This window comes from Buttiauxella sp. BIGb0471 (genome assembly GCF_024807715.1).
Taxonomy (GTDB): domain Bacteria; phylum Pseudomonadota; class Gammaproteobacteria; order Enterobacterales; family Enterobacteriaceae; genus Buttiauxella; species Buttiauxella agrestis.
Window position 1 is genome coordinate 787,931 of record NZ_JANUEU010000001.1, and the last position, 24,071, is coordinate 812,001.

A 24,071-nucleotide genomic window follows, 5' to 3' on the forward strand; every position below is an offset into this window, starting at 1 on the left:
GGTGCCAGAAAGTTTGAAACTGATCCTCAATAGTAAACTGGTGGGGTACATCGTGGGTTTGATTACCACCGTACTCTTAGGTGTAAGCCATATTGAAACGCTTGAAGAAGCGGAGAAATTTGCCAGATAACTCGTATCACATCCTATAAAGGCTGCATTGAATGCAGCCTTTTTTATTTTATGTTGGCAGAATATTGAAAATGTTTAATCAGTCATAAAGTTAAGGTCGTGAGCATGGTTATCGCAGCACCCCGTTTGGAAACTGAACGCTTGGTTTTACGTCATTTTACGTTGGATGATTTTCCTGATTTAGCCGCCTGCTGGGCTGACCCGGAAATGGTTAAATTTATCGGAGGCGGCCAGCCGCAAGGGCCGGAAATGACGTGGAGTCGGTTATTACGCTATATCGGCCACTGGCAGGCTCTTGGATATGGTTATTGGGGGGTATTTGAAAAAGATAACGAGCGTTATGTCGGTGCGTTTGGTTTTCAGAATGCGCATCGGGAACTGACTCCAGAACTTGAGTTTCCGGAAGCGGGCTGGACTTTAATTCCCTCAGTACACGGGAAAGGCTATGCCACAGAAGCCTTAGCCGCGATTTTACACTGGGCGGACCGTGAATTTTCCACGCCAGTTTGCTGTATTGTAGATAACGATAATCTGCGTTCCATCCATCTTGCGGAACGATTTGGTTTCCAGTTTCAACACAACGTCGATTACCACGGCAAGCAAATCAAAATGTTCATTCGCCCGACACGCTAACCATAGCCGCGCACTGGTTTATAATTGAGTAATAAACAACCAGTGCGGAGGCGGAATGTATCAGCGAATTGACGGTGAGAACTGGCGGCATGTATTTATTGTCGGTGATTTGCACGGCTGTCTTTCCGAGTTCATCAGCCAACTTAAACACCAACATTTTGATTACCACCAGGATCTGGTCATCTCGGTGGGGGATCTTATCGACAGGGGAGCTAACAGCCCTGGCTGTCTGGCATTGCTTGATAGCAAATGGTTCAGAGCGGTGAAAGGCAATCACGAAGCGATGGCCCTTGAAGCACTCGACGAAGGTGAAGGGATGCTCTGGCAAATAAATGGCGGGAACTGGTATCAGGAATTGCCTGAACAGGTTCAGCAAAAGGTGCAGCAAGCCTTATTACATTGTCGTGAGCTACCATTGGTGATTGAACTCCACACCCGGGGGAAGTTGTTGGTTATTGCTCACGCAGATTATCCCGCTTCGCAGTACCGCTGGAACCAACCGGTAGACGAGCATTTGCTAGTCTGGAGCCGTTCACGGCTAAATGAAAATTTACGTGGGGGAGGGGCAGATATTGACGGGGCCGATGAGTTCTACTTTGGACATACGCCGCTGAAAGAAGTCAGTCATTTCCACAATCAATTCTATATTGATACCGGCGCTGTCTTTGGTAATAAACTTACGATGGTTCAGGTTCAGTAAACAGTCATTCCTTTCACGATAAACCCAGTGCGCTACAACGTACTAAACTCGTGAGCCGGCCGCCAGAAGCCATCAATAAAGTCTTCGACCGGGAAACATCCACCATAGCGGATCCGTTGCTCATCCATAGCGAACAGACATTGATGTTCCGTGTTAAAAACGTCCACCACAATATCTTCACAGCCACCGTCCAGGTAGCAAACAAACAAAACCAACGCAAACATTCGTGCCTCTGAGTTGCACCGTTTGGCTTAATTGTAGGAGAAGTCACGGGAAGAGGGGTAATCAGACCACTTAATTAACCCGCCTGAGCGACGGGTTCATTTTGAATCAGGCAAGGCGCATGATCCAGGCATCAGATTTCTGGTCGTAATGTTGACGGTAAAGCACGGAATGTTCGCCATCTAAGACGGCGGGTATGCTGGTTTCATCATCCCAGGCATCAAGTTGCATGCACAGGTCCGGGTCTGATTTACAAGGGATGCTTAACGTTCGATCCCCCTGTTGCTCGCCATGTAATTCAGCATCATCAATTTCGAAGATGCCTATTCGTACGTTTGTTTTCGTCATCTCGCTCTCCTTGGGTCCGGATACATGTGGTATGACCAGTGAGATCACCCAATTTAGAGCGTAGACAACCGTGCGAAAACTGCAAATGACATGGCGATTATTTTTTATTGCGCTCAGCCTTTGTGAGCGAACAATTTCCCATCACGAACCAGGTCTCGCGGATAGCTATTTTTCAGGCGTGAGCCGACTTTTCTTGCCAGTCCAAGAGGTTGCCCTTGATAAGTGACAATCACTTCGTTGAGAGAAGGGGACTCATCAGGGTAAATATCGCGCCCGTGATACCATTCATCCGCTTCAAATTCGGTGAGCGCAAATGCAAGTGGGGAGTCTCCCGTCACCAGCGCAATCACGGCTTCGTGCTGCCAGCGGTAGCCTTTGTTGTATTGCTCGGCAAGGCGTAAACCAATGCGAGAAAAGCGCACCTGGCCGAATAGCGGGATAATTTCTTTTGGAAATAACCAAATTTCTTTATCGCGCAGCCAAAGCTGTTGATCATCTTGCCAGGCAATCCCTGATTGTTTTGCGGCAGCTTTCACTTCTGCTGCCTGTTTGCCATGCAGCGGGATGAAGGGGAATTTACCCACTTTGTAACCCGGTGCCGGGAGCGCTTCGATTGATGCCGTTTTGCGCAGGCGTGCGACAAAAAAACCTTCGCAATCATAAATTTGTGGGAATACATGCAGATAACCTTCCGCTGTAATCGCTTTACTGGCTTCAGGGAATAAATCATTGAGCGGCGCGATTTCAACTGCATCGGGCCACTCGTCGAGTAACCACTGGCAAATCTGCTGATTCTCTTCACGGTTTAATGTGCAGGTCGAATAAATCAATGTGCCGCCTGGGCGCAGGGCATGAAACGCGCTGGCGATAAGCTCGCGTTGGGTATCGGCAATGCCGGTGGTGCTTTCTGGCGTCCAGTTGCGCAGAGCGTCGGGATCTTTACGCACCACACCTTCACCGGAGCAGGGGGCATCAAGCAAAATCGCATCGAAGCATTCAGGTAACGCTGCACCAAATACCCGGCCATCGAAATGCGTGAGCGCCACGTTGCTAATACCACAGCGGCTGATGTTGGCATGCAGTACTTTCACCCGACTGGCGGAGTATTCGTTCGCCAGAATGGCGCCACGGTTGCCCATACGCGCGGCAATTTGAGTGGTTTTTGACCCCGGTGCGGCGGCGACATCCATAATGCGGTCGGGTTGATTACCGTCAGCGAACAGCGCGGCAACCGGCAGCATGGAACTGGCTTCCTGAATATAAAACAGACCGCTTAGATGTTCTGCGGTGCTACCCAATGGCAGGCTTTCTTCGTCTTCTCGCTCAATCCAGAAACCTTCCGCGCACCACGGAACCGGCGTCAGATGCCAGTCGTAAGGTGCAACAAGCGTAAGAAAGTCGCTGACTGAAATCTTGAGGGTATTCACGCGCAAGCTACGGCGCAGTGGACGTTGGCAGTATTCAATAAAACTATCGAGAGTTTGTCCTGCCGGGAGCGCATCACGAATAACATCAAGAAAGGCTTGCGGGAGAAAGGCGGTTTGAGAGTGAGCCACGAAGGAAGTCCAGGAAAAAATGAAGGCGCAAGTGTAGCACAATCGCCCCGGTGAAGCACCGGGGCGCGGGCATTAACGCGGTAGGGCCGTACCCCATTGGCGCCATTCTTTCGGTTCACTTTCTTCTAACAAGAAGTGCTTACCGGTTTCGGCTTTCGGTGCCAGCGGAGTACCAGGTGGTGTTGCAAAGGCAATTCCTCCCCGAATGAACTGGCTAAAGGTGCCGGTTTTCACCACTCCCCCTGTCAGACCGAAATCAAGACTGTAGCCAGACGCCAGCCAGAACACTGAGCTATCACGTACCAGGTGTTGGAAGCGTTTGCTGATACGCAAACCAATCATCACGCGGTCTGAGAGATTGCCCAACGTTAAGCCCGTTACCGTACCCACTTCTACGCCACGGAACAGGACCGGTGTACCAATGCTCAATGACCCGGCTTCCGGAACTTCCAGCACGATGCTCAGGCCATCTGAATAACGAGAGTCGGTGATAGACGTTTCCTGCAATTCAAAATCACGGCGGGCTGGGCCGCGTCCTGGTTCCACGTTGATGTACGGCTGAAGAATGGTATCGAGATTATCAACGCCGGAGGCTGAGATCTTCGGTGTTACCACCGAGAAACGTGTGCCACCACGAGCGAATGTCTGAACAAATTCCGGATAAAGCACCGCTTTGGCTTCGACCTCGCTGCGGGATGCCGTGAGATTGAGCGATTCCAACTGCCCAATATCGATGCCCAGATAGCGAATTGGCATGCCTGCAGAGAGTTTGCCAGCATCGAAGGTGTGCAGGGTAATCTGGCTACCCACGGCGCGAGCGGCGGTTTCAGAAGCGTATAACATCCGTTTGTCACCTTTTTTAAGGCCGACGCTGGCACCGGATAAGTTATCAAAACTGATCGCACCTTTTAAGGCACGTGAAAGCGGAGAGGCTTGAACGGTCAGCCCGCTGCCATTGAGTTGCACGCGGGCACCGCCTTCAGCCCAGAACACGCTATTGGCAGTCAGCAGGTTGCGATATTCCGGCTTGATATTCACATCGATATCGAAACTATTGGCACGAGGACGGACGCTGATAATCTCCCCGACCTGGAATTTACGATACAGCACCACGGAACCCGTCTGAATGTCTGGAAGGGTGGATGCGGTTAACGTTAATGTCGTCGTTGGCAGGTCACTCAGGCTGTTTTCAACCGCTTTTTCCAGGTTAGCGTAAAGCGGATAGCTTTCATTCATCGCCCCTTTTTTGCTGCCTGGAATAATACGCACACCGCCGTTGATCCACTCGCTGGCACTGGCACCTAAAAGCTCGATACCATCGATACCCATTTTCACGTCAATACGGCTATTCACGACGAATTTACTGTCGCCCTGAATCAGATGCCGATATTCAGGATCGATGGCAGCAGAGAAGGTGACGCCTTTGGCAGACAATGTGCGCTCCAGAATTTGGCCTACCTGAACGCCGTGCAAAATGATCGGCTGACCAGCATCAATGCCGTAACTTTCCGGAGCCGTCAGTTTGAGGGTAATAACATCAGGTTGTTGCAGCAGCGTTTTATCACTTGGGAAAACCACAAAGTGATTCTGTGGTTCGCCTTCGCCAGGGACTAGTTCAAACGTGCTTCCAGTAAGCAGACTGCTGAGATTCGGGTTACTGAGCGAAATTTTCGGATCACGAAGCTCAATACGCGTGCCGCTGCGCATCAAATTGACAACACTTGGGTCGACGGTCATTTGCCCGGTGACTGTGCTGCCTGGATTGAGATTAAGCTTGGTCAACGTACCCACTTCGAGGCCCTGGTACATTAACGCCGTGGAGCCAGCGGTTAAACCTTTGCCGCTTGGCAGATCGAGATCGATGATCACGCCGCGCTGGCTGTGCGCCAGGTCTTCATACAGGCCGAACTCGTCTTCAGCTTTGGCTTCAGCGGAGTTTTCCGGCGAGTCAAAGGCAATGGCACCGTTAACTAACGCGGCGAGGCTTTCCAGTTGCACCTGCGCGCCGGAAAGGCTGACGTTCGCTTTCACGCCAGAGACATTCCAGAAACGACTGCCTTTTTTCACCAGCTTGGCGAAGCGCCGATCGACCAGCACATCAATAGTGACACCCTGTTTATTGTTATTAATGGTGTAGTCGTAGACACGGCCGACCGGAATTTTGCGGTAATAGACCAGCGATCCGCTATTGAGAGAGCCTAAATCTGGCGCATGGAGGTGAATCATCAGCTCGCCGTTATTCAGGCGATATTTGGGCTGTGTATCGAGTGCGCTAAAGTGCTCTTGCGGTTCACCTTTACCGGGCATCATGCCGATATAGTTCCCGCCAACCAACGCATCCAGCCCGGAAACCCCGGCCAGTGAGGCTTTCGGCGTGACCAGCCAGAATTGGGTGTCCTCGCGCAGCGCGTTTTTCATATCGCTTTTAATACTGACTTTCACTTCTATTTTGCGCAGGTCTTTGCTCAGGCTCACGCTCTGCACGGTGCCGACTTCGACACCCTGATAACGGACAGGCGTGCGCCCGGCAACAATGCCGTCTGCGGAAATGAAATCAATGGTCGCTGTGGTGCCGCGTTCCTCCCAGGTTGTCCACATCAGCCAACTGGCAATCATCAAAGCGATAATTGGCAGCAACCAGAAGGGCGAAATACGGCGTTTTGTTTTAATTCGCGCTTCAGTCGGTGAAGCGGGCATTTCCTGACTCATGTGCGTCCCAAAGTAGTCGGCTATCCAGCCATTCGACAGCAAGAATAGTTAAAATAACCGCTGCGCCAAAATAAAACGCAGCCGGTCCCATAGTAAATGCCAATAACTGATCGCGATTAACCAGCGACATCGTAAGCGAAATAACAAAGAGGTCGAGAATGGACCAACGGCCAATCCAGGTAATAAAGCGTAGCAGTAAAATGCGTGTTCTAAGCCCTCTTTCACATTTGAAATGAATGCTTACCAGCAATGAAATCAAAACGATAACTTTGGTAAAAGGCACCAGAATACTGGCAATGAAAACCACAGCGGCAACCGCAATATTACTGTTGGCAAGGGAAATAATACCGGAAAGAATGGTGTCTTCCTGGCGCGAGCCATTTACGTAAAGTATTGATATTGGGAGTAGATTTGCAGGCAGCAGGAACACTAACGAGCCGATTAAAGCTGCCCAGGATTTTTGTAGACTATGGCGACGACGCACTCGCAAAGGCACGTGACAGCGTGGGCAACGTCCGCGATTATCCGGTACCCCCGTGAAATGGCAGCCCAGACACACTCGAAGTTGCGGGTTCCACGCACGGGGTGGTCGTTGCGGGTAGAAACGGGACCACAGCTGTTCCATGTTGAGATGAATCAGGGTCAACAGGCTCAGGATCACCAGCGCGATAAATGCCACCAGGCCGACACCCGGCTGGATGAACGCAAACTCGCGTACCTTTATGCAGGCCACGCCGATGGCGACCAGATAAATATCCAGCATCACCCATTCTTTGAGCTTCTCAAGCATCAGCAATACCGGGCGCAGGTTCATGCCCAGAATATGACCGAAATAGAGATAGGCGATACCGGCAACCAGAGTCGCAGGTGCACCCACCGCGCAGAACATGACCATTGCCGCGGTGAGCGGATCGCCCTGGCTGGTCATCTGCCAGATGCCCTGAAAAAGGTTAGCGTCAATGCGCGTGCCTAATAGATAGATGCGCACCAAAGGCTCGGAAAAAGCAACGGGCATGAGGAGCAACATGGCCACCGCCATGGCTGCCAGGCGAGTTAATGACCAGTCGCGTCCATGGTAAACTTTGGCGTCACAGCGCGGGCAATACGCGCTCTGCGATGATTTAACCAACGGTAACGAGAAAAGTGTATCGCATTGGGGGCAACGCTGATAACGTGCCTGCGGTACAGCATGGCTAATGGCGTGTATTTTCATGTGTCATCGTAAGCAGGGAATACCGTTGGCGCATGGGGCATCTCAATGGATTATGAAATATTCGTTAAGCGTATAGTAATTCACGGAATGATACACCTTGTGGCATAACGCATTTAATGCTTATTTTACTATGCTATGCAGTTGAGTAAGACAACATACTATGGTTAATCAATGAACAAAGAACAATTTTACGCGGACTTAAACCGCGATTTCAGTGCGCTAATGGCAGGTGAAACAAGTTTTCTGGCGACGCTGGCAAATACCAGTGCATTGCTATTTGAACGGCTTGAAGGAGTAAACTGGGCGGGTTTCTATCTATTAGAAGGCGACACTCTGGTACTCGGTCCATTCCAGGGGAAAATCGCCTGTGTGCGTATTCCTGTTGGAAAAGGTGTTTGCGGTACAGCGGTATCCACCAATAGCATTCAACGTGTAGAAGACGTGCATGCCTTTGATGGTCACATCGCCTGTGACGCGGCCAGCAACTCCGAAATTGTACTTCCATTGACGGTAAATGGTGGGGTAATTGGGGTTCTGGATATTGATAGCACTGAGTTTGGGCGCTTCACACCCGAAGACCAAATCGGCTTATCTCAACTGGTAACGCAGCTTTCGCTGATGCTTGCCGACACGGATTTTAAAAAATTCTTCACTCGATAGCATGATAAACAACGGATAACGTGGCATTTGCTGATAGCGTCATTATAATGTCGCCTGTTCATGCCTGCGGATTGTTGGCAACTCCGTTGTAATCAGGAAATTTCATGGAAAATCAACCCAAGTTGAATAGTAGCAAAGAAGTCATCGCCTTTTTGGCAGAGCGTTTCCCACAGTGCTTTAGTGCTGAAGGTGAAGCCCGCCCCCTGAAGATTGGTATCTTCCAGGATTTAGTCGCGCGCGTTGAAGGGGAGATGAGCCTCAGTAAAACTCAACTTCGTTCCGCGTTACGTCTTTACACTTCAAGCTGGCGTTACCTGTACGGTATCAAAGTCGGCGCAACCCGTGTGGATCTCGACGGCAACCCTTGCGGTGAACTCGATGAGCAACATGTTGAGCATGCTCGCAAGCAGCTTGAAGAAGCAAAAGCTCGTGTTCAAGCACAGCGCGCAGAACAGGCAGCGAAAAAACGCGAAGCGGCTATTGCTAACGGTGAAACCGTTGCTGATAAGCCTCGCCGTGAGCGCAAACCTCGTCCTGCACCGCGTCGCCCTGAAGCTGCAGAACGTAAACCACGTGCAGAAAAACCGGCTCCTCAGGCTCCGGTCGAAGAAAAACGCACTCCGGTTACGGACATTTCTGCTTTGCAGGTGGGTCAGGCAATCAAAGTCAAAGCGGGTAATAACGCGATGGATGCCACCGTACTGGAAATTACCAAAGATGGCGTCCGTGTACAGCTGACTTCTGGTATGGCAATGATCGTACGCGCAGAACACTTGCAGTTCTGAAACGGAGGCCAGACCCTGGCATGAACAAACTCTTTAAGCGTACGGCGGTCGCTAGTCTGTTGTTTCTTGCAGGTAGCGCACTGGCCGTCGAAAATATCACGCGTGCCGATCAAATCCCGCAGTTAAAGGAAGAGACTCAGCACGCTACAGTGAGTGAGCGTGTCACATCACGCTTTACTCGCTCGCATTACCGTCAGTTTGATCTGGATGAAAATTTTTCCGCAAAAATTTTCGATCGCTATCTAAACCTTCTCGACTATAGCCACAACGTACTGCTCGCCAGCGACGTTGAGCAGTTTGTGTCGCGCAAGAAACTGATAGGCGATGAATTGCGCACCGGCAAACTGGACGTCTTTTACGATCTCTACAATCTGGCCCAAAAACGTCGTTTTGAACGTTATCAATACGCGTTGAAGGTGCTGGAAAAGCCGATGGATTTCACAGGAAATGACACCTTCAACGTTGATCGCAGCAAATCGCCGTGGCCGACCAGCGTTGCAGAGTTAAACACCCTGTGGGATAGCAAAGTTAAGTTTGATGAACTGAGCCTGAAGCTGACCGGTAAAACCGATCAGGAAATTCGTGAAACGCTGACCAAGCGTTATCAGTTCGCGATTCGCCGTTTGGCTCAATCCAATAGCGAAGATGTTTTCTCGCTGGCGATGACCGCCTTTGCCCACGAAATCGACCCTCACACCAACTATTTGTCGCCGCGTAATACGGAACAATTCAATACCGAAATGAGTTTATCTCTGGAAGGTATTGGTGCCGTGTTGCAGATGGACGATGACTATACGGTAATTAACTCGATGGTTGCGGGTGGCCCGGCTGCGAAAAGCAAAGCGATTACCGTCGGTGATCGCATTGTCGGCGTAGGCCAAACCGGTAAAGCGATGATCGATGTCATTGGCTGGCGTCTTGATGACGTTGTTGCGTTGATCAAAGGGCCGAAAGGCAGCAAAGTTCGCCTGGAAATCTTGCCTGCTGGCAAGGGCACCAAAACGCGCATCGTAACATTAACGCGTGAACGTATCCGTCTTGAAGACCGCGCAGTTAAACTGACAATTAAAACGGTCGGCAAAGACAAAGTGGGCGTGCTGGATATTCCTGGTTTCTACGTTGGCCTGACGGATGACGTCAAAGTCCAGCTGCAGAAAATGGAAAAACAGAACGTTAAGAGTGTGATTATTGATTTACGCTCTAACGGCGGCGGGGCATTAACCGAAGCTGTTTCACTTTCTGGTTTGTTCATTCCAGGTGGCCCTGTTGTTCAGGTTCGTGATAACAACGGCAAAGTGCGCGAAGACAGCGATACTGACGGCGTGGTGTATTACAAAGGCCCACTGGTGGTGATGGTTGACCGTTTCAGTGCTTCTGCCTCTGAGATCTTCGCGGCAGCAATGCAGGATTATGGCCGCGCGCTGATTGTCGGCGAACCTACCTTTGGTAAAGGTACTGTTCAGCAATACCGTTCATTGAACCGTATCTACGATCAGATGTTGCGCCCGGAATGGCCAGCATTAGGCTCTGTGCAGTACACCATCCAGAAGTTTTACCGCATTAATGGCGGCAGTACTCAGCGTAAAGGTGTGACGCCAGACGTCATGATGCCAACAGGTACTGAAGAGACAGAAACCGGCGAGAAATTTGAAGACAATGCCCTCCCATGGGATAGCATTAACGCAGCGACTTACGTTAAGTCCGGCGACCTGTCTTCGTTTGAGCCGCAGTTGCTGAAACTCCATCAGGACAGAATTGCAGCCGATCCAGAGTTCCAGTACATCATGAAGGACATTGCTCGCTTCAATGCCCTGAAAGAGAAGCGCAATATTGTCTCTCTGAATCTTGCTCAACGAGAGAAAGAAAACCAGGAAGATGATGCCACGCGACTGGCACGTATTAACGATCGCTACAAGCGAGAAGGCAAAGCGCCGTTGAAGAAACTGGACGATTTGCCGAAGGATTATCAAGAACCCGATCCGTATCTTGATGAAACGGTACACATTGCGCTGGACCTTGCGAAAATGCAGCAAGATAAACCAGCCGAGCAACCGACTCCTGCTAAGTAACCCCTAACGGGCACAAAATTTTGTGCCCGTTTTTTTTACCTCTATCAAGCCGCGTAAACCTACCTCTTCTTAAATGTAAAGTTATGTATTATTAACCACTTGGACACGATGAATGCTTGAAAATGGCAGGCTTGCCCCTACGATGTGGGGTAACGCAGAATGCGTATTTTTAACCGAGGTAAAAAGAAAATTATGATGCGTATCGGGCTTTTCCTGTTGACCAACCTTGCGGTCATGGTCGTTTTCGGGCTAGTGCTAAGCCTGACGGGGATCCAGTCGAGCAGCGTACAGGGTCTGATGATCATGGCGGTGTTGTTTGGCTTTGGCGGTTCAATCATCTCATTGCTGATGTCCAAATGGATGGCGCTTCGTTCAGTCGGTGGGGAAGTGATTGAGCAACCACGTAACGAAACTGAGCGCTGGCTGATGGAAACGGTTCGCCAGCAGTCACAGCTGGCGGGTATCGCCATGCCACAGGTGGCTGTTTACCATGCGCCAGACATCAACGCGTTCGCAACCGGCGCACGTCGTAATGCATCACTGGTTGCGGTAAGTACGGGCCTGTTGCAGAACATGAGCCGTGATGAAGCGGAAGCGGTTATCGCTCACGAAATTAGCCATATCGCGAACGGTGACATGGTCACGATGACCCTGATTCAGGGCGTGGTGAACACCTTCGTCATCTTCATTTCTCGTATCATCGCGCAGGTCGCCTCTGGCTTCTTGTCCGGAAACAGGGATGAAGGTGAAAGCAACAATGGCAACCCGTTCGTTTATTTTGCGATTGCGACAGTACTGGAGCTGGTATTCGGTATCCTGGCGAGCATTATCACGATGTGGTTCTCGCGCCACCGTGAATTCCATGCTGATGCCGGTTCTGCAAAATTGGTTGGTCGTGAAAAAATGATTGCCGCTTTGCAGCGCCTGAAAACCAGCTATGAACCGCAAGAAGCCAGCAGCATGATGGCGTTTTGCATCAATGGTAAGGCTAAGTCAATGAGCGAATTGTTCATGACCCACCCGCCGTTGGATAAGCGTATTGAAGCGCTGCGTAATGGTGAATACCTGAAGTAGGAATAAATTGAGTTAAAAAGGCGTGCCATCGCTGGCACGCCTTTTTTTATGCCTGTGGGAGTCGAGACTGAGACATCCGTAAGCTACTGACAATGGCGGCGACAGTGGCAAAACTGCCAGCCAGCAATAACGAGGCGTGCGTTCCGTGAGTGGTGAACAGGTTGAACATCAGAGCTACCAAGGCCGCGCCACAACTTTGACCGAGTAACCGAGCGGTGCCTAACATGCCGCTGGCACCACCGCTGCGGTGACGCGGAGCGGAAGAGATAATGGTGTGATTGTTTGGTGACTGGAACAAACCAAAACCGGCACCACACAAAACCATGCGCCAGATGATATCAATATCGGACGGGTTATGAGGCAACATTGCCAGCGCAAACAAACCGCAGGCCATCACGGCTAAACCAATCCCACCAAGCAGCCCCGCATGCACTCGTTCAATTAAATGTCCCGCAATGGGAGCCATGATCATCGTCGCAATCGGCCAGGGAGTGAGTAGCAGGCCGGTTTCCACTTCACTGCGTCCTAGCGTCGATTGCAGGAAGAAAGGCAGTGAAACCATGGCGAGCATCTGCGCCGCAAAGGAACAGACTGACGTCCCAATAGATAGCGAAAATATCGGAACACGCAGTAAATCGACGGGCAATAAAGGGAAGGGAAGAGTCAGTTGTCGGCGGACAAAGAAGAACCCGATCACGGCTAGCGCAGCCAGCTCTCCGATAATCAGCCAACCAGATTGTCCCTGGGCAAAACCGCTTATCGCGGAGATGAGCAAACCAAACGTTAGAGCATTCATAATGGCGCTGGGTATGTCAAAGCGCTGGCCCTGTGATTTTTGTTGGTTTGGTGGCAGAAAACGCAAAGCCAGGATGAGAGCAACGATGCCGATCGGAACGTTAATCAAAAACAACCATTTCCATGATGCAACCGACAAAATAGCGGCGGCAATGGTTGGTCCGGCAGCAGATGAAACGGCAACAATAAACGAGTTAATTCCCATACCGCGGCCAAGGTACTTTTGCGGATAAATAAGCCGAATGAGTGCGGTATTAACGCTCATTAATGCCGCACCGCCAAATCCCTGGAGTACGCGAGCAAATGTCAGCATGGGTAATGAATTTGATAACGCACAAAAAAGGGAAGTCATGCAGAACAGAATTAATCCGCACTGATATACCCGGCGATAACCAAATATATCCCCCAGGAACGACATAGAAAGTAACGAAACAATTATCGCAATTTGGTAACTGTTCACAATCCAGATGGATTCAGCCGGGCTGGCATTAAGTTCTCGGGCAATGGTGGGAAGGGCGACGTTTGCGATTACGCCATCAAGTACGGCCATGGTTATACCTAACGCAATGGCTAAAATAGCACCATAGCGCTGCGGCAATGGCAGCCCATCAGCAAGGGTTTTATCCATAGGAATGTTTGACTTCACGAGGCGATATTCGAAGAGAAATAATAATAGCACTAAATTTACGGGATATGTCGCAGATTTGTAACGAAATAGAATAGATTCATTGCGATGACATGGTAGTCAACTTATACTAAAAACCGGTTCTGATTTTTATAAAACAAATGCGATCGAGGTGATTTAATGGCAATCGCAGATCTGGATAAACAACCTGATTCTGTCTCTTCTGTCCTGAAAGTTTTTGGCATCTTACAGGCTCTTGGCGAAGAACGCGAAATTGGTATCACTGAATTATCGCAACGCGTAATGATGTCAAAAAGCACCGTCTATCGCTTTTTGCAGACAATGAAATCCCTGGGTTATGTGGCACAGGAAGGCGAATCCGAAAAGTACTCGCTGACGCTGAAGCTATTTGAGTTGGGCGCACGTGCGTTGCAAAACGTTGATTTGATTCGCAGTGCGGACATTCAGATGCGCGAACTGTCGCGTCTGACAAAAGAAACCATCCACCTGGGTGCGTTGGATGAAGACAGTATTGTCTATATCCACAAAATTGATTCCATGTACAACCTGCGCATGTATTCGCGCATTGGTCGTCGTAATCCGCTCTACAGTACTGCGATTGGTAAAGTTCTGCTGGCCTGGCGTGACCGCGAAGAAGTGCGTGAAATTCTTGCTGATGTGGAATACACACGTAGCACTGAACGCACAATTACCAGCACTGATGAATTGCTGAAAGTGCTGGATACCGTTCGCGAGCAGGGCTATGGCGAAGATAATCAGGAACAAGAAGAAGGTCTGCGCTGTATCGGCGTACCGGTATTCGACCGTTTCGGTGTTGTCATTGCAGGGTTGAGTATTTCATTCCCGACGTTACGTTTCTCTGAAGACAGACTTCATGAATATGTGGCGATGCTTCATGACGCCGCTCGTACTATTTCTGAGCAAATGGGTTATCACGAATATCCATTCTGATGAAATAATCAACGCCGCGTAATAGCGGCGTTTTTCATTCAGCCTCTTTACTGACCATTGTCGATAACTTCGGCACTTTTGCGCAATATCGGGCAATCAGTAAGCCCTATAATCCCGCTATTGCTATGTATAAACTGGGCTGTGGTTATATTTCGCGCAGTAAGATATTTGCACTGCAACCCCAGACCCGCAACATTTTCCTGGCTTCCAATCAGAACGCCGTATCCTGAGAGCAGCAAGCCTATCCACAGAAGCGCTATTATGATTATCGCGCGAATCACCCTACGCATATATGCCTCTTATTAATAGGTTAATAGACTACTAAGCGTAACGGATGAGGTTGCTGTAGCAATATGATGATTCTTAAATAATATATGCGCTGATGTTACGCAATGTTTAAGATGCCTATGCCAAACTTATCTTTAAATTGTTACGAGGTGGAGAGAGTAGTGAGAAAGTACAGATGGTTCATTTTGGCTGCGGTTTTGTTCATCTGCCTGCTGCTATGGACTCAAATGGTCAATGTGATGTGCGATCAAGATGTACAATTCTTCAGCGGCATTTGCACGATTAATAAATTTATCCCCTGGTAGTGTCTTTTTATCAGCAGGAGGCTTACCTTGTGCCGTGGCAAGTGTAGAATACGGGTTTTGCTGAGGTGGTAAGATGAACGAATTAAGTGTTGGCGCGTTAAATATCGCGTCTTTGACAGTGTCTCTGGTTGTTCTGATCATCGGTCTCGTGATTTGGTTTTTTGTTAACCGAGCGAGCAGCCGTACTAATGAGCAGATTGAGCTGCTGGAAGAGCTGTTGGATCAACAAAAGCGCCAGAATGCGCTGTTACGCCGTTTGTGCGAAGCGAACGAGCCGGAAGTTGTGAAGGAAGAAGTTGAAGTTGTTAAGAAAGAAGACGACGAAGAAGATGATTTTATTCGTCTGGTCGCTGAGCGCTAATCCTGGTACTCGCACCCCTGCGCTGATCCCTTAAAATCTCATCACCAATTCGACGGTTTTCGACATCTGGAACCCCATTTCGCGAAAACCGGGTGATGTGAGCTTGGGCTAAAAGAACGCGAAGATTCCCCCGATACAATTCATGAAGCTAACGCTGTAGGATGTTGTTCAATTTCTAGACTTATCGGAATCAATGTTTAAAACAGCCTAAAAATCCTAAAGCGATATTTAGCACAACGCTAAGACGTTTATATTAGTTGATGAATATAGCGAAACGTTTTTATTGCTTCATTGTGAAGCAGCGTGTCATTAAACTTTCATTATTTTGGTGCAATATAAACAATTAATCGCTCAAGCTTTATTCACCCAGTCATTTCTCCTATTTAACTATCCAGACTTGTTCATTTTTTGGTACGACAACATTGTTCATTTTTTGAATAGCTATGCTAAAAAAATCATAAGGATAATGTCTACATCATCGAATTTTTGACACTTCGCCTGGACGAATAGATCTCTTTGGGCTATGGTAAAAACGTTGTTTACGTTCTTCAAACTAATGTCCGGAATCATCGTTGCTTAATGTTAATTCTATGCATTTATTGTGCATTTCATTTTCATTAACAATAAGGGTTTCGGGATTTGTGCGACAGATCGATACATACCGAAAAATGGCTTGCCATTGATTGCGTAGTATGTGATAACACTTTGGGTTAAACGAGGTACAGTTCTGTTTATGTGTGGCATTTTCAGTAAAGAAGACCTGAGTAAACACGTTGTCGTTGAATACCGCTTCTCTGCCGAGCCTTATATTAGTGCCTCATGCAGTAATGTCTCTGTTTTAGCTAAGTTATGCCTGCGGGCGAAGAAAACAATCTAAGGAATTTTGCAAAATGGCAAAGATTAAAGGTCAAGTTAAGTGGTTCAACGAGTCTAAAGGTTTTGGCTTCATTACTCCTGCTGACGGCAGCAAAGACGTGTTCGTACACTTCTCTGCAATCCAGGGTAACGGCTTCAAAACTCTGGCTGAAGGCCAGAACGTTGAGTTCGAAATCCAGGACGGCCAGAAAGGCCCTGCAGCGGTTAACGTAACTGCTATCTAATTCCGTTGAATTAGACCTGGCGCGAATAACGCCAAATTCTGATAAAAGCCCCGCTCTTGTAGCGGGGCTTTTTCATGTTTGATACTTAATCATTGTTTTTCTAAGTGTTTCTGAATCATCTCGCCAGTTATGTCTTGTAGCAAAGCAGCGCATCTTGTAGCACTGTTCCTGTCTGGTTACTTTCCTCATTATGTTTAAATTTTCAATCGCTTAGTTGTCGTTAAGGATTGGATGTGAGAAAAATCGCTCCTGGAATCGTGGGGAATTTTGTTCAGTGGCGTTTTGCTCTGCTTTGCATCGCTATCTTCATGTGTCTGGTGTTTTTGCTTGGAAGAGTCGCGTGGTTACAAATCATCTCGCCAGACAATCTGGTCAAGCAAGAAGACATGCGTTCCCTACGCGAAGAAGCCGTGGTTGTACCGCGGGGGATGATTGAAGATCGTAGCGGACGTCCATTAGCAGTAAGCGTTCCGGTAAAAGCTATCTGGGCTGACCCGAAATCGGTAATGGAAAAAGGTGGCGTGCAGATAAGCAGCCGCTGGCAAGCGCTGGCGACAACGCTAAACATGCCACTTAATGACATCGCCGCCCGCATTCGTCGTAATCCCGCCGATCGATTTATCTATCTCGCACGCCAACTCGACCCACAGCAAGCGCAATATATAGAGAGTTTGAAACTGCCTGGAATTTTCCTGCGTGATGAATCCCGACGTTTTTATCCAGCAGGTCATGTCGCTGCGAATTTGCTCGGATTTACAAACATCGACGACCAGGGAATTGAAGGGGTTGAGAAGAGTTTTAATCGCCAGTTGACCGGTAAGGCGGGCGAAAGATTAGTCCGCAAAGACCGGCACGGCCACGTTATTGAGAATATAACGGAAACTGCAGCTACTCCTGCCCATAACCTGATGCTCAGTATTGATGAGCGTTTGCAAACTGTTACCGAAGATGCGCTAAGCAATGCCGTTTCATGGAACAAAGCTGAATCTGCCGCAGCCGTTATTCTGGATGTTAATACCGGTGAAGTATTGGCAATGGCGAGTTGCCCAACATTTAACCCGAACAATCGCGAAGGCGCCACGCTTAACGAATTTCGCAACCGTGCCATTAGTGACACTTTTGAACCGGGTTCAACGGTCAAACCGATGGTGGTTATGACGGCTTTGCAGCAGGGGATCGTTCAACCTGACAGCGTAATAGATACCCACCCTTATATTATTGATGGGCATCGTATTCGCGACGTGGGTTACTACCCGCAACTGACGCTAACCGGTATTTTGCAAAAATCGAGCGACACGGGTGTGTCACGCCTTTCTCTGGCTATGCCTATTCAGAAACTACTGGATACATACAAAAACTTCGGCTTTGGCATGCCGACGGGATTGGGCCTGACCGGGGAAAGTAGCGGCCTGCTACCGCATCGCAGATTTTGGGGTGAACTGGATCGCGCCACGTTTTCTTTCGGCTACGGTTTAATGGTCACGCCGCTGCAACTGGCCCACGTTTACGCCACTATTGGCAGCTACGGCATTTCCGGGCCGCTTTCAATCACGCGTGTTGATCCGCCAGTTGTCGGGCAACGAGTCATGTCGGAAGCTATTGCTCACCAGGTTGAACATATGATGGAAAGCGTTGCTCTGCCGGGCGGCGGCGGGGTAAAAGCAGCCGTGCGTGGCTATCGTGTGGCGATTAAAACAGGGACGGCGAAGAAAATTGGCGACGACGGAAAATATATCAATAAATATATTGCTTACACCGCAGGCGTTGCGCCTGCAAGTAACCCACGCTTTGCGCTGGTGGTGGTGATTAACGATCCTGAAAACGGCGCGTATTATGGTGGGGCGGTATCAGCCCCCGTATTCAGCCAGATAATGAGCGATGTTTTGCGACTGGAAAATATTGAGCCTGATGGTTTACCCGCCGGGAACGAAAATGTGACAGTGTTAAACAAGTCCTCCAGAGATAACTCCGCAGGTTAGTGGCTTTTCGAAACCGGGCGTTTAGCGTTACACTTGCGACCTTTACGATTGCCCGGAGTTTCTATGTCTTATCTTTGCCCGCTATGTCACGCGCCCCTTGCTCCTGAAGGGCGGAGCTTTGTTTGCCCGCAAGGTCATCAATTCGATAAGGCAAAAGAGGGATATGTGAATTTGCTGCCCGTTCAGCATAAGCGTTCTAAAGATCCGGGTGATAGCAGTGAAATGATGCAGGCGCGCAGAGCTTTTCTTGATGCCGGGCACTATCAGCCGCTGCGCGATACCATTTGCCAGATTTTAGAACAGGCCACGCCTGCAACATTGCTGGATATCGGTTGTGGGGAAGGGTACTACACCGCCGGATTTGCGGAGATCGTCGCAAAACAAAATGGGACTACCTGGGGATTAGACGTCGCAAAAATAGCAATTCGCTATGCGGCAAAACGCTATCCGCAAGTACATTTTTGCGTGGCTTCAAGCCACCGTTTGCCTTTCGACGATAATAGCCTTGATGCTGTAGTGCGTATTTTTGCCCCGTGTAAAGCTGAAGAGTTAGCGCGAGTGGTTAAACCTGGCGGCGTTGTGATTACGGCAACCCCAGGGCCGCGACACCTGATGCAGCTTAAAGGCTTAATCTATGACAACGTGATGTTACACAGCGCGGAGTCCGAGTCTTTACCGGGGTTCATTGCCGTGCAAACGCAACAAATTGGTTGGTCGATGAGGTTAAAGGGAGATGAGGCGGTGGCTTTGTTGCAGATGACGCCGTTTGCCTGGCGTGCTCGCCCTGAAGTCTGGCAAGCACTCGCGGCTGAAACGGCGTTCAATTGTGAGACAGATTTTGTGATTCGTGTCTGGCGTCGCGAAGATCAGCTCAACGTGCTGAAATGACCGTATAGAATCTGGCAGCCGATTCCTATTAGCACGACACCGCCGAGGATCTCGGCGCGTTTGCCCAGCAGCGGGCCGATAAAACGGCCCAGCATCATACCCAGCGTGGACATGATCATGGTCGCGCAGCCAATCGCTAGCGCAGTTTCGATAATATTGACCTGCAGAAAAGCCAGACCCACGCCGACGGCCATGGCATCCAGACTGGTGGCGATTGCGGTGGTGACTAATAACCAGAACCCATGACGTTGAAGCTTAGGCGCTTCTTCGTCATCGTTACCGCGCACCCCTTCATAAATCATTCGAATGCCAAGAAACACCAGCAAGATGAAAGCAACCCAATGATTCCATTCCAGCACCACCTGGCTTGCCAAAAGCCCTAAACACCAGCCAATAAGTGGGGTGATTGTTTCGATGACGCCAAAGATAAGACCAGTGCGTAATGCTTCTGAAAACTTAGGTTTATGGAGTGAGGCACCTTTCCCGATTGATGCAGCAAACGCATCCATCGACATGCCGAAAGCGAGAATAATTGTTGCGGAGAGATTCATTAAAACGCCTCAGTTGGGAATATCCATATACACGCAATCCATCCCCAACTAAAACGATGGCTACGTGCCTATGGTCTCGCCTACTCAGCATCTGAGTCGTACATGCCACGTTATATTTCTGATTAAAAAATTTATTTAAACCAGTAACGAGTATGTTGACATGTACATTTTCGCAATCGCGAAAATCGGCTACTCCCCAACGACGGGCGCAACCTTAACATATTTTTCAAAGATAAAACAATTATTGAAAGCTATTATTGTTGACTTTTAAATGATAACGATTTTCATTTGCCTCATCAGGTAATCAAAGCGTTAAAATAAAAGCACACTAACTGTGCGAAATAGCATCGGCTATATTTATGTGCTGTACAAAAAATATAGGAATATAGTCTTTGCTATTTCTATAATTTACTGATTATTAACCATTAATTTATAAATTCTTTCCAGGTCATCAATATCTTTGACCCGAATAAGCAAACGGCGTTGTTCCAATTGCATCACCAGTACACCATCTTCAGATAAATTCATTTCTTTAATACGGGAGTATAAAATCCACACGTTTGCAAAGAAGAAACCTTCTGATTTGAATAGCAGTTTAGGCTGGCGAATCCATGAAATATAAATAGCTAATAAAGCCAGAGCAGATAATAACCAGGTGGTGAGCGCAGTGCCATTGGTGGTGACGTTGTTGTAGATGAGGATTACGACCAGGCCAACGAAGATGGTACTGTCGATACGATTACGGCGTAGTAGGGTGATTTTTAACAGGGTTTTGCCCTTGAGCTTATCCATAATGAATTCATCATAAATGGCCCAGCCAAGCAACAGCACGATAAATACCAGTAGAACGACATCTGTTAACGTCATGACACCTCCCAAAATAAAAAAACCGGGGGCAGGCCCCCGGTTGTACTCAAATGCTCAAATTACAGACCCAGCAGGCCGATGGCATAACCGACGATACCGATAACGAAGAAGCCCATGATGATCCACAGCGCGTTGACTTTCTTACGCAGCAGCCACATACAAGCAAACGTTAACAGCAACGGTACAAGGCCAGGCATCAACTGATCAAGAATGGTTTGAACGGTGGTCACTTTAACTGCGCCAGTCTGGTCGGTTATCTTCGACACGACCAGCGGTATATTAACGTGCGTCCACTTGTTAACCAGCGCCCCCATGACAAAGAGGCCGAGAATTGACGCCCCCTCAGTCAGTTTCTGCAGGAAGCCGCCGCCCATATCTTTTACGATATCAATACCTTTACGGTAACCGTAAGCCACGCCGTAATAACGAGTCAGCAAACGCACCGCGTTGAACAGGATGAAGAACAGCAATGGCCCAAGCAGGCTACCGCTCATCGCGATACCAGCACCCAGCGCTGCGAATACTGGACGTACAGTACCCCAGAAGATTGGGTCACCGACACCGGCCAGCGGCCCCATCAAACCAACTTTGATACCGTTGATGGCACCATCGTCAATTTCTGCACCATTTGCACGTTGCTCTTCCATCGCAAGGGTAACGCCCAGAACGGGAGCCGCTACATATGGATGGGTGTTAAAGAATTCCAGGTGGCGTTTAATCGCTTGTTTACGCGCATCGTTATTCTCAGGATACAGGCGTTTGATGGCCGGAATCATTGAGAAGCAGAAGCCTAGCGCCTGCATACGTTCGAAGTTCCATGAACCCTGGAACAGGTTTGAACGCAGGAATACGCCACGAATATCACCTGGGGTGAGTTTTTTCTCGGTAGTCGTTGTTTTGGTGGTATCAACCATTTCGCTCACCTATTAATCTAATTCGTTATCGAGATCGTTAGCACCGGCTGCTGGCGCTGGTGCACCGGCGGAACGGTTGTATTTCGGGCTTAACTGGATGTACAGAATTGCCATCACAGCACCAATCACACCCAGTGCAACCAGGTTGAAGTTGGTGAAAGCCGCGGTAACGAAGCCCAGATAGAAGAATGGCATCAGGTAGCCTGCGCGCATCATGTTGATGACCATCGCATAACCCACAACAACAATCATGCCGCCAGCAATGTTCAGACCACTTGTCACCACTTCAGGAATGGCGTTCAACATGTTCTGTACTTCGCTTGTACCGACGGAAACCGCGACGATAACAGCAGGGATTGCGATACGCATTGCTTGCAAGAACAGGGAGGAAACGTGAATCCAGGACAGGGCCGATAAGTTGCCATTTTCGGCCGCCTTATCTGCTGCGTGCTGGAAGCCCACGGTGATGGTACGAACGATAATGGTCAGAACCTGGCCTGCTGCTGCCAGTGGAATGGCCAGAGCGATACCAGAACCGATGCCCTGGTGTCCGGCTATAACCAGAATGGTTGAGATAATCGACGCCAGGGCCGCATCGGGAGCAACCGCCGCACCGATGTTCATCCAACCCAGAGCAATCATTTCTAACGTACCACCGATAATAATACCGGTTTTCATATCACCCAGTACCAGACCAATTAAGGTACAGGCGACCAGCGGGCGGTGGAACTGAAATTCATCGAGCACCGACTCCATACCGGCAATACAGGCTACGACAAACACCAGCACAATCTGAAGAGTGGTAATCTCCATTGTACTTCTCCTTAAACGTGTGACTTATGTGTGAAAACTGTGCAAAACGTTGATTGAGCAAATTACCTGCGTAATTAGCTTTTCACCTTCGCGATCAGATCCATCATTTTCAATTTTTGATCGGTAGAAACTTTACGCGCTTCCAGCTCAATGCCGCGCTCGTTCAGTTTCTTAAAGGCTTCGATATCTTTTTCATCGACAGAAATCGCGTTGTTCACCTGGGTTTTACCCTGACGGAACGCCATACCACCGATGTTCACTGACTTGATATTCACACCACCTTCTACGACGCGTTCGACGTCGGTTGGGTTGGTGAACAGCAGCATCACACGGTCGCCTGCATATTTCGGGTTATTCCACACGCGGATCATTTTAGCGACATCAACGACGTGAGCCGTGACACCTGGAGGAGCCACTTGCGTCAACAGTGTTTTACGCACGGTATCAGCTGCCACTTCATCACTGACGACAATAATGCGTGTTACGTTGGTTTCTTTGGTCCAGCGGGTTGCGACCTGGCCATGAATTAAACGGTCATCGATACGCGCAAGACCGATATTCATATAGTCATTTGGACCCATTGGCTTGAGCGGTGCTGCGGCTTTAGGTGCAGCAACTGGCGCAACGGGTTCAGCCTTTTCAACAGGTTTAGCTTTCAGGGCTTTCACCCCTTCACGGCCTGTTTCAACAGCGAGTGCCACTAACTCATCAAACGAAGGGTTATCATCACGGGCCATCAAGGTTTCAACTAGCATCGGAATATTGACCCCGGCGACGACCTCGTAATGCTCTTTATCGACGACAATACGGCTCGCCGCATTGAACGGGCTTCCGCCCCAGGTATCGACGAGAAACAGCACACCTTTGTCGGTGTTCAGGTTTGCCAGTTGAGCGTTGTACTTCTCGATTAGAGTTTCGGCGTTTTCACCGGGAACGAAATCTATCCAGCCAACGTTTTCTTGTTCGCCCAATAGCATTTCTGCGGTTTTCAGCAATTGTTCTGCTGCCCAGCCATGCGTGCCTATGACAATAGCAATAGTCACTTGCTACCTCCTGTGTTGGTATAGCCACACCCTTAATAGGTGTTTTGTAGATTATCCGTTTCTCAAGCGAATCGATTCAGATAACGGTATGAGTAAAGATGTGTAACTTAAGACGGATTTATTTTAGTCAGTGAAAAAAATATTTTATGTGATGAAGATCCGTAATTTAGCTTTGCTAACAACTTAATGATTCGCCGGGTAAATAATGAACGAGGTCAATGACAGAAAAATTGCAAAATCAGGTAAATCTTTGCAAAAGGGTATTTTGCTCTGATATTGTTTGCTTCTCGTTTAATTACTAAGGAGTAAGGGGCAGTAGCCCACCGTATGGACCGTCACCGACGTCTTTTCAATCTCAGGTCTGAATGTTCAGCCCATCACAATGGCGTTTCACGCCTTATAAATATCTCAACACTACTCTCTGCGTCCGCGTTAAGCGTGATGCCGCTTAGTTATTCCCAAAGCAGGAGCT

The 24,071-nt window shown here is 48.9% G+C and carries 26 protein-coding genes; 14 read left to right on the forward strand and 12 right to left on the reverse strand.

Annotation, left to right across the window (positions count from 1 at the left end):
• Position 1 precedes the first annotated feature (1 nt).
• The 3 genes from M2371_RS03700 (at position 2) to M2371_RS03710 (ending at position 1,462) form a co-directional block, all read left to right on the forward strand.
• Positions 2–130 (forward strand): hypothetical protein, encoded by a 129-nt coding sequence (locus tag M2371_RS03700; RefSeq protein ID WP_256682659.1) that lies wholly within the window; start codon positions 2–4, stop codon positions 128–130.
• Between the two features lie 104 nt (positions 131–234).
• Entirely contained in the window at positions 235–762 is a 528-nt protein-coding gene (locus tag M2371_RS03705) for a GNAT family N-acetyltransferase (protein ID WP_259266915.1), read from the forward strand.
• 55 nt (positions 763–817) lie between these two features.
• On the forward strand, positions 818–1,462 hold the full coding sequence (locus M2371_RS03710; protein WP_259266916.1) for a metallophosphoesterase: 645 nt from the start codon (positions 818–820) through the stop codon (positions 1,460–1,462).
• A 32-nt stretch (positions 1,463–1,494) separates the two neighbouring features.
• On the opposite strand, the gene M2371_RS03715 is transcribed toward M2371_RS03710, so the two are convergent.
• The 5 genes from M2371_RS03715 to yebS all read right to left on the reverse strand — a co-directional run bounded on the left by M2371_RS03715 (position 1,495) and on the right by yebS (position 7,510).
• A complete protein-coding gene (locus M2371_RS03715; protein ID WP_034495974.1) occupies positions 1,495–1,686 on the reverse strand; it encodes a YebW family protein in 192 nt (63 codons plus the stop codon).
• Positions 1,687–1,792: 106 nt separating this feature from the next.
• A complete protein-coding gene (locus M2371_RS03720) occupies positions 1,793–2,032 on the reverse strand; it encodes a YebV family protein (protein WP_034495973.1) in 240 nt (79 codons plus the stop codon).
• A gap of 113 nt (positions 2,033–2,145) precedes the next feature.
• Complete coding sequence (rsmF, locus tag M2371_RS03725) at positions 2,146–3,588, reverse strand: 16S rRNA (cytosine(1407)-C(5))-methyltransferase RsmF (protein ID WP_259266917.1); 1,443 nt, start codon at positions 3,586–3,588, stop codon at positions 2,146–2,148.
• Positions 3,589–3,660: 72 nt separating this feature from the next.
• Complete coding sequence (locus M2371_RS03730; RefSeq protein ID WP_259266918.1) at positions 3,661–6,297, reverse strand: PqiB family protein; 2,637 nt, start codon at positions 6,295–6,297, stop codon at positions 3,661–3,663.
• Positions 6,266–7,510, reverse strand: coding sequence for a membrane integrity lipid transport subunit YebS (gene yebS, locus M2371_RS03735; RefSeq protein ID WP_172893904.1), 1,245 nt, complete (start codon positions 7,508–7,510; stop codon positions 6,266–6,268). The genes M2371_RS03730 and yebS overlap by 32 nt, the downstream gene beginning before the upstream one ends.
• 171 nt (positions 7,511–7,681) lie before the next feature.
• Here yebS and M2371_RS03740 point away from each other — a divergent pair, with 171 nt between their 5' ends.
• The 4 genes from M2371_RS03740 (at position 7,682) to htpX (ending at position 12,098) form a co-directional block, all read left to right on the forward strand.
• Positions 7,682–8,170 carry a GAF domain-containing protein gene (locus tag M2371_RS03740; protein ID WP_259266919.1) on the forward strand — a complete coding sequence of 163 codons (489 nt, stop codon included), beginning with the start codon at positions 7,682–7,684 and terminating at the stop codon, positions 8,168–8,170.
• Between the two features lie 104 nt (positions 8,171–8,274).
• Positions 8,275–8,955, forward strand: a complete 681-nt coding sequence (proQ, locus tag M2371_RS03745) for an RNA chaperone ProQ (RefSeq protein ID WP_034495962.1) — start codon at positions 8,275–8,277, stop codon at positions 8,953–8,955.
• A gap of 20 nt (positions 8,956–8,975) precedes the next feature.
• Entirely contained in the window at positions 8,976–11,024 is a 2,049-nt protein-coding gene (gene prc / locus M2371_RS03750; protein ID WP_259266920.1) for a carboxy terminal-processing peptidase, read from the forward strand.
• Positions 11,025–11,216: 192 nt separating this feature from the next.
• Positions 11,217–12,098 carry a protease HtpX gene (gene htpX, locus M2371_RS03755; RefSeq protein WP_259267265.1) on the forward strand — a complete coding sequence of 294 codons (882 nt, stop codon included), beginning with the start codon at positions 11,217–11,219 and terminating at the stop codon, positions 12,096–12,098.
• Between the two features lie 46 nt (positions 12,099–12,144).
• On the opposite strand, the gene M2371_RS03760 is transcribed toward htpX, so the two are convergent.
• Positions 12,145–13,521 (reverse strand): MFS transporter, encoded by a 1,377-nt coding sequence (locus M2371_RS03760; RefSeq protein WP_259266921.1) that lies wholly within the window; start codon positions 13,519–13,521, stop codon positions 12,145–12,147.
• 177 nt (positions 13,522–13,698) lie between these two features.
• Between M2371_RS03760 and kdgR the strand changes: the two genes are divergently transcribed.
• Positions 13,699–14,490: a DNA-binding transcriptional regulator KdgR gene (gene kdgR / locus M2371_RS03765; RefSeq protein ID WP_034495954.1), complete on the forward strand. Its 792-nt coding sequence runs from the start codon at positions 13,699–13,701 to the stop codon at positions 14,488–14,490.
• A gap of 47 nt (positions 14,491–14,537) precedes the next feature.
• On the opposite strand, the gene M2371_RS03770 is transcribed toward kdgR, so the two are convergent.
• Positions 14,538–14,780, reverse strand: coding sequence for a YobH family protein (locus M2371_RS03770; protein WP_172893908.1), 243 nt, complete (start codon positions 14,778–14,780; stop codon positions 14,538–14,540).
• A 159-nt stretch (positions 14,781–14,939) separates the two neighbouring features.
• Between M2371_RS03770 and mgrB the strand changes: the two genes are divergently transcribed.
• The 6 genes from mgrB to rlmA all read left to right on the forward strand — a co-directional run bounded on the left by mgrB (position 14,940) and on the right by rlmA (position 19,411).
• On the forward strand, positions 14,940–15,083 hold the full coding sequence (gene mgrB, locus M2371_RS03775) for a PhoP/PhoQ regulator MgrB (protein WP_034495950.1): 144 nt from the start codon (positions 14,940–14,942) through the stop codon (positions 15,081–15,083).
• A gap of 73 nt (positions 15,084–15,156) precedes the next feature.
• The gene (locus M2371_RS03780; protein ID WP_172893909.1) at positions 15,157–15,444 is read left to right on the forward strand and encodes a YebO family protein; all 288 of its coding nucleotides are present in this window, start codon (positions 15,157–15,159) and stop codon (positions 15,442–15,444) included.
• 733 nt (positions 15,445–16,177) lie between these two features.
• Positions 16,178–16,321 (forward strand): DUF2627 domain-containing protein, encoded by a 144-nt coding sequence (locus M2371_RS03785; protein WP_072011169.1) that lies wholly within the window; start codon positions 16,178–16,180, stop codon positions 16,319–16,321.
• 13 nt (positions 16,322–16,334) lie between these two features.
• Entirely contained in the window at positions 16,335–16,544 is a 210-nt protein-coding gene (gene cspE, locus M2371_RS03790; RefSeq protein ID WP_001062678.1) for a transcription antiterminator/RNA stability regulator CspE, read from the forward strand.
• Between the two features lie 233 nt (positions 16,545–16,777).
• Positions 16,778–18,523, forward strand: a complete 1,746-nt coding sequence (gene ftsI, locus M2371_RS03795; RefSeq protein WP_259266922.1) for a peptidoglycan glycosyltransferase FtsI — start codon at positions 16,778–16,780, stop codon at positions 18,521–18,523.
• Between the two features lie 63 nt (positions 18,524–18,586).
• Positions 18,587–19,411, forward strand: coding sequence for a 23S rRNA (guanine(745)-N(1))-methyltransferase (rlmA, locus tag M2371_RS03800; protein WP_259266923.1), 825 nt, complete (start codon positions 18,587–18,589; stop codon positions 19,409–19,411).
• Here rlmA and mntP read toward each other — a convergent pair.
• From mntP to manX, 5 genes are all read right to left on the reverse strand, one after another.
• Positions 19,390–19,962 carry a manganese efflux pump MntP gene (gene mntP, locus M2371_RS03805; RefSeq protein ID WP_034495945.1) on the reverse strand — a complete coding sequence of 191 codons (573 nt, stop codon included), beginning with the start codon at positions 19,960–19,962 and terminating at the stop codon, positions 19,390–19,392. The genes rlmA and mntP overlap by 22 nt on opposite strands.
• A gap of 408 nt (positions 19,963–20,370) precedes the next feature.
• The gene (locus tag M2371_RS03810) at positions 20,371–20,829 is read right to left on the reverse strand and encodes a DUF986 family protein (protein ID WP_115628272.1); all 459 of its coding nucleotides are present in this window, start codon (positions 20,827–20,829) and stop codon (positions 20,371–20,373) included.
• A 59-nt stretch (positions 20,830–20,888) separates the two neighbouring features.
• Positions 20,889–21,743, reverse strand: coding sequence for a PTS mannose transporter subunit IID (locus M2371_RS03815; protein WP_034495941.1), 855 nt, complete (start codon positions 21,741–21,743; stop codon positions 20,889–20,891).
• Between the two features lie 12 nt (positions 21,744–21,755).
• Positions 21,756–22,556 (reverse strand): PTS mannose/fructose/sorbose transporter subunit IIC, encoded by an 801-nt coding sequence (locus tag M2371_RS03820; protein WP_034455198.1) that lies wholly within the window; start codon positions 22,554–22,556, stop codon positions 21,756–21,758.
• A gap of 74 nt (positions 22,557–22,630) precedes the next feature.
• A complete protein-coding gene (manX, locus tag M2371_RS03825; protein ID WP_034495940.1) occupies positions 22,631–23,599 on the reverse strand; it encodes a PTS mannose transporter subunit IIAB in 969 nt (322 codons plus the stop codon).
• Positions 23,600–24,071: the final 472 nt, after the last annotated feature.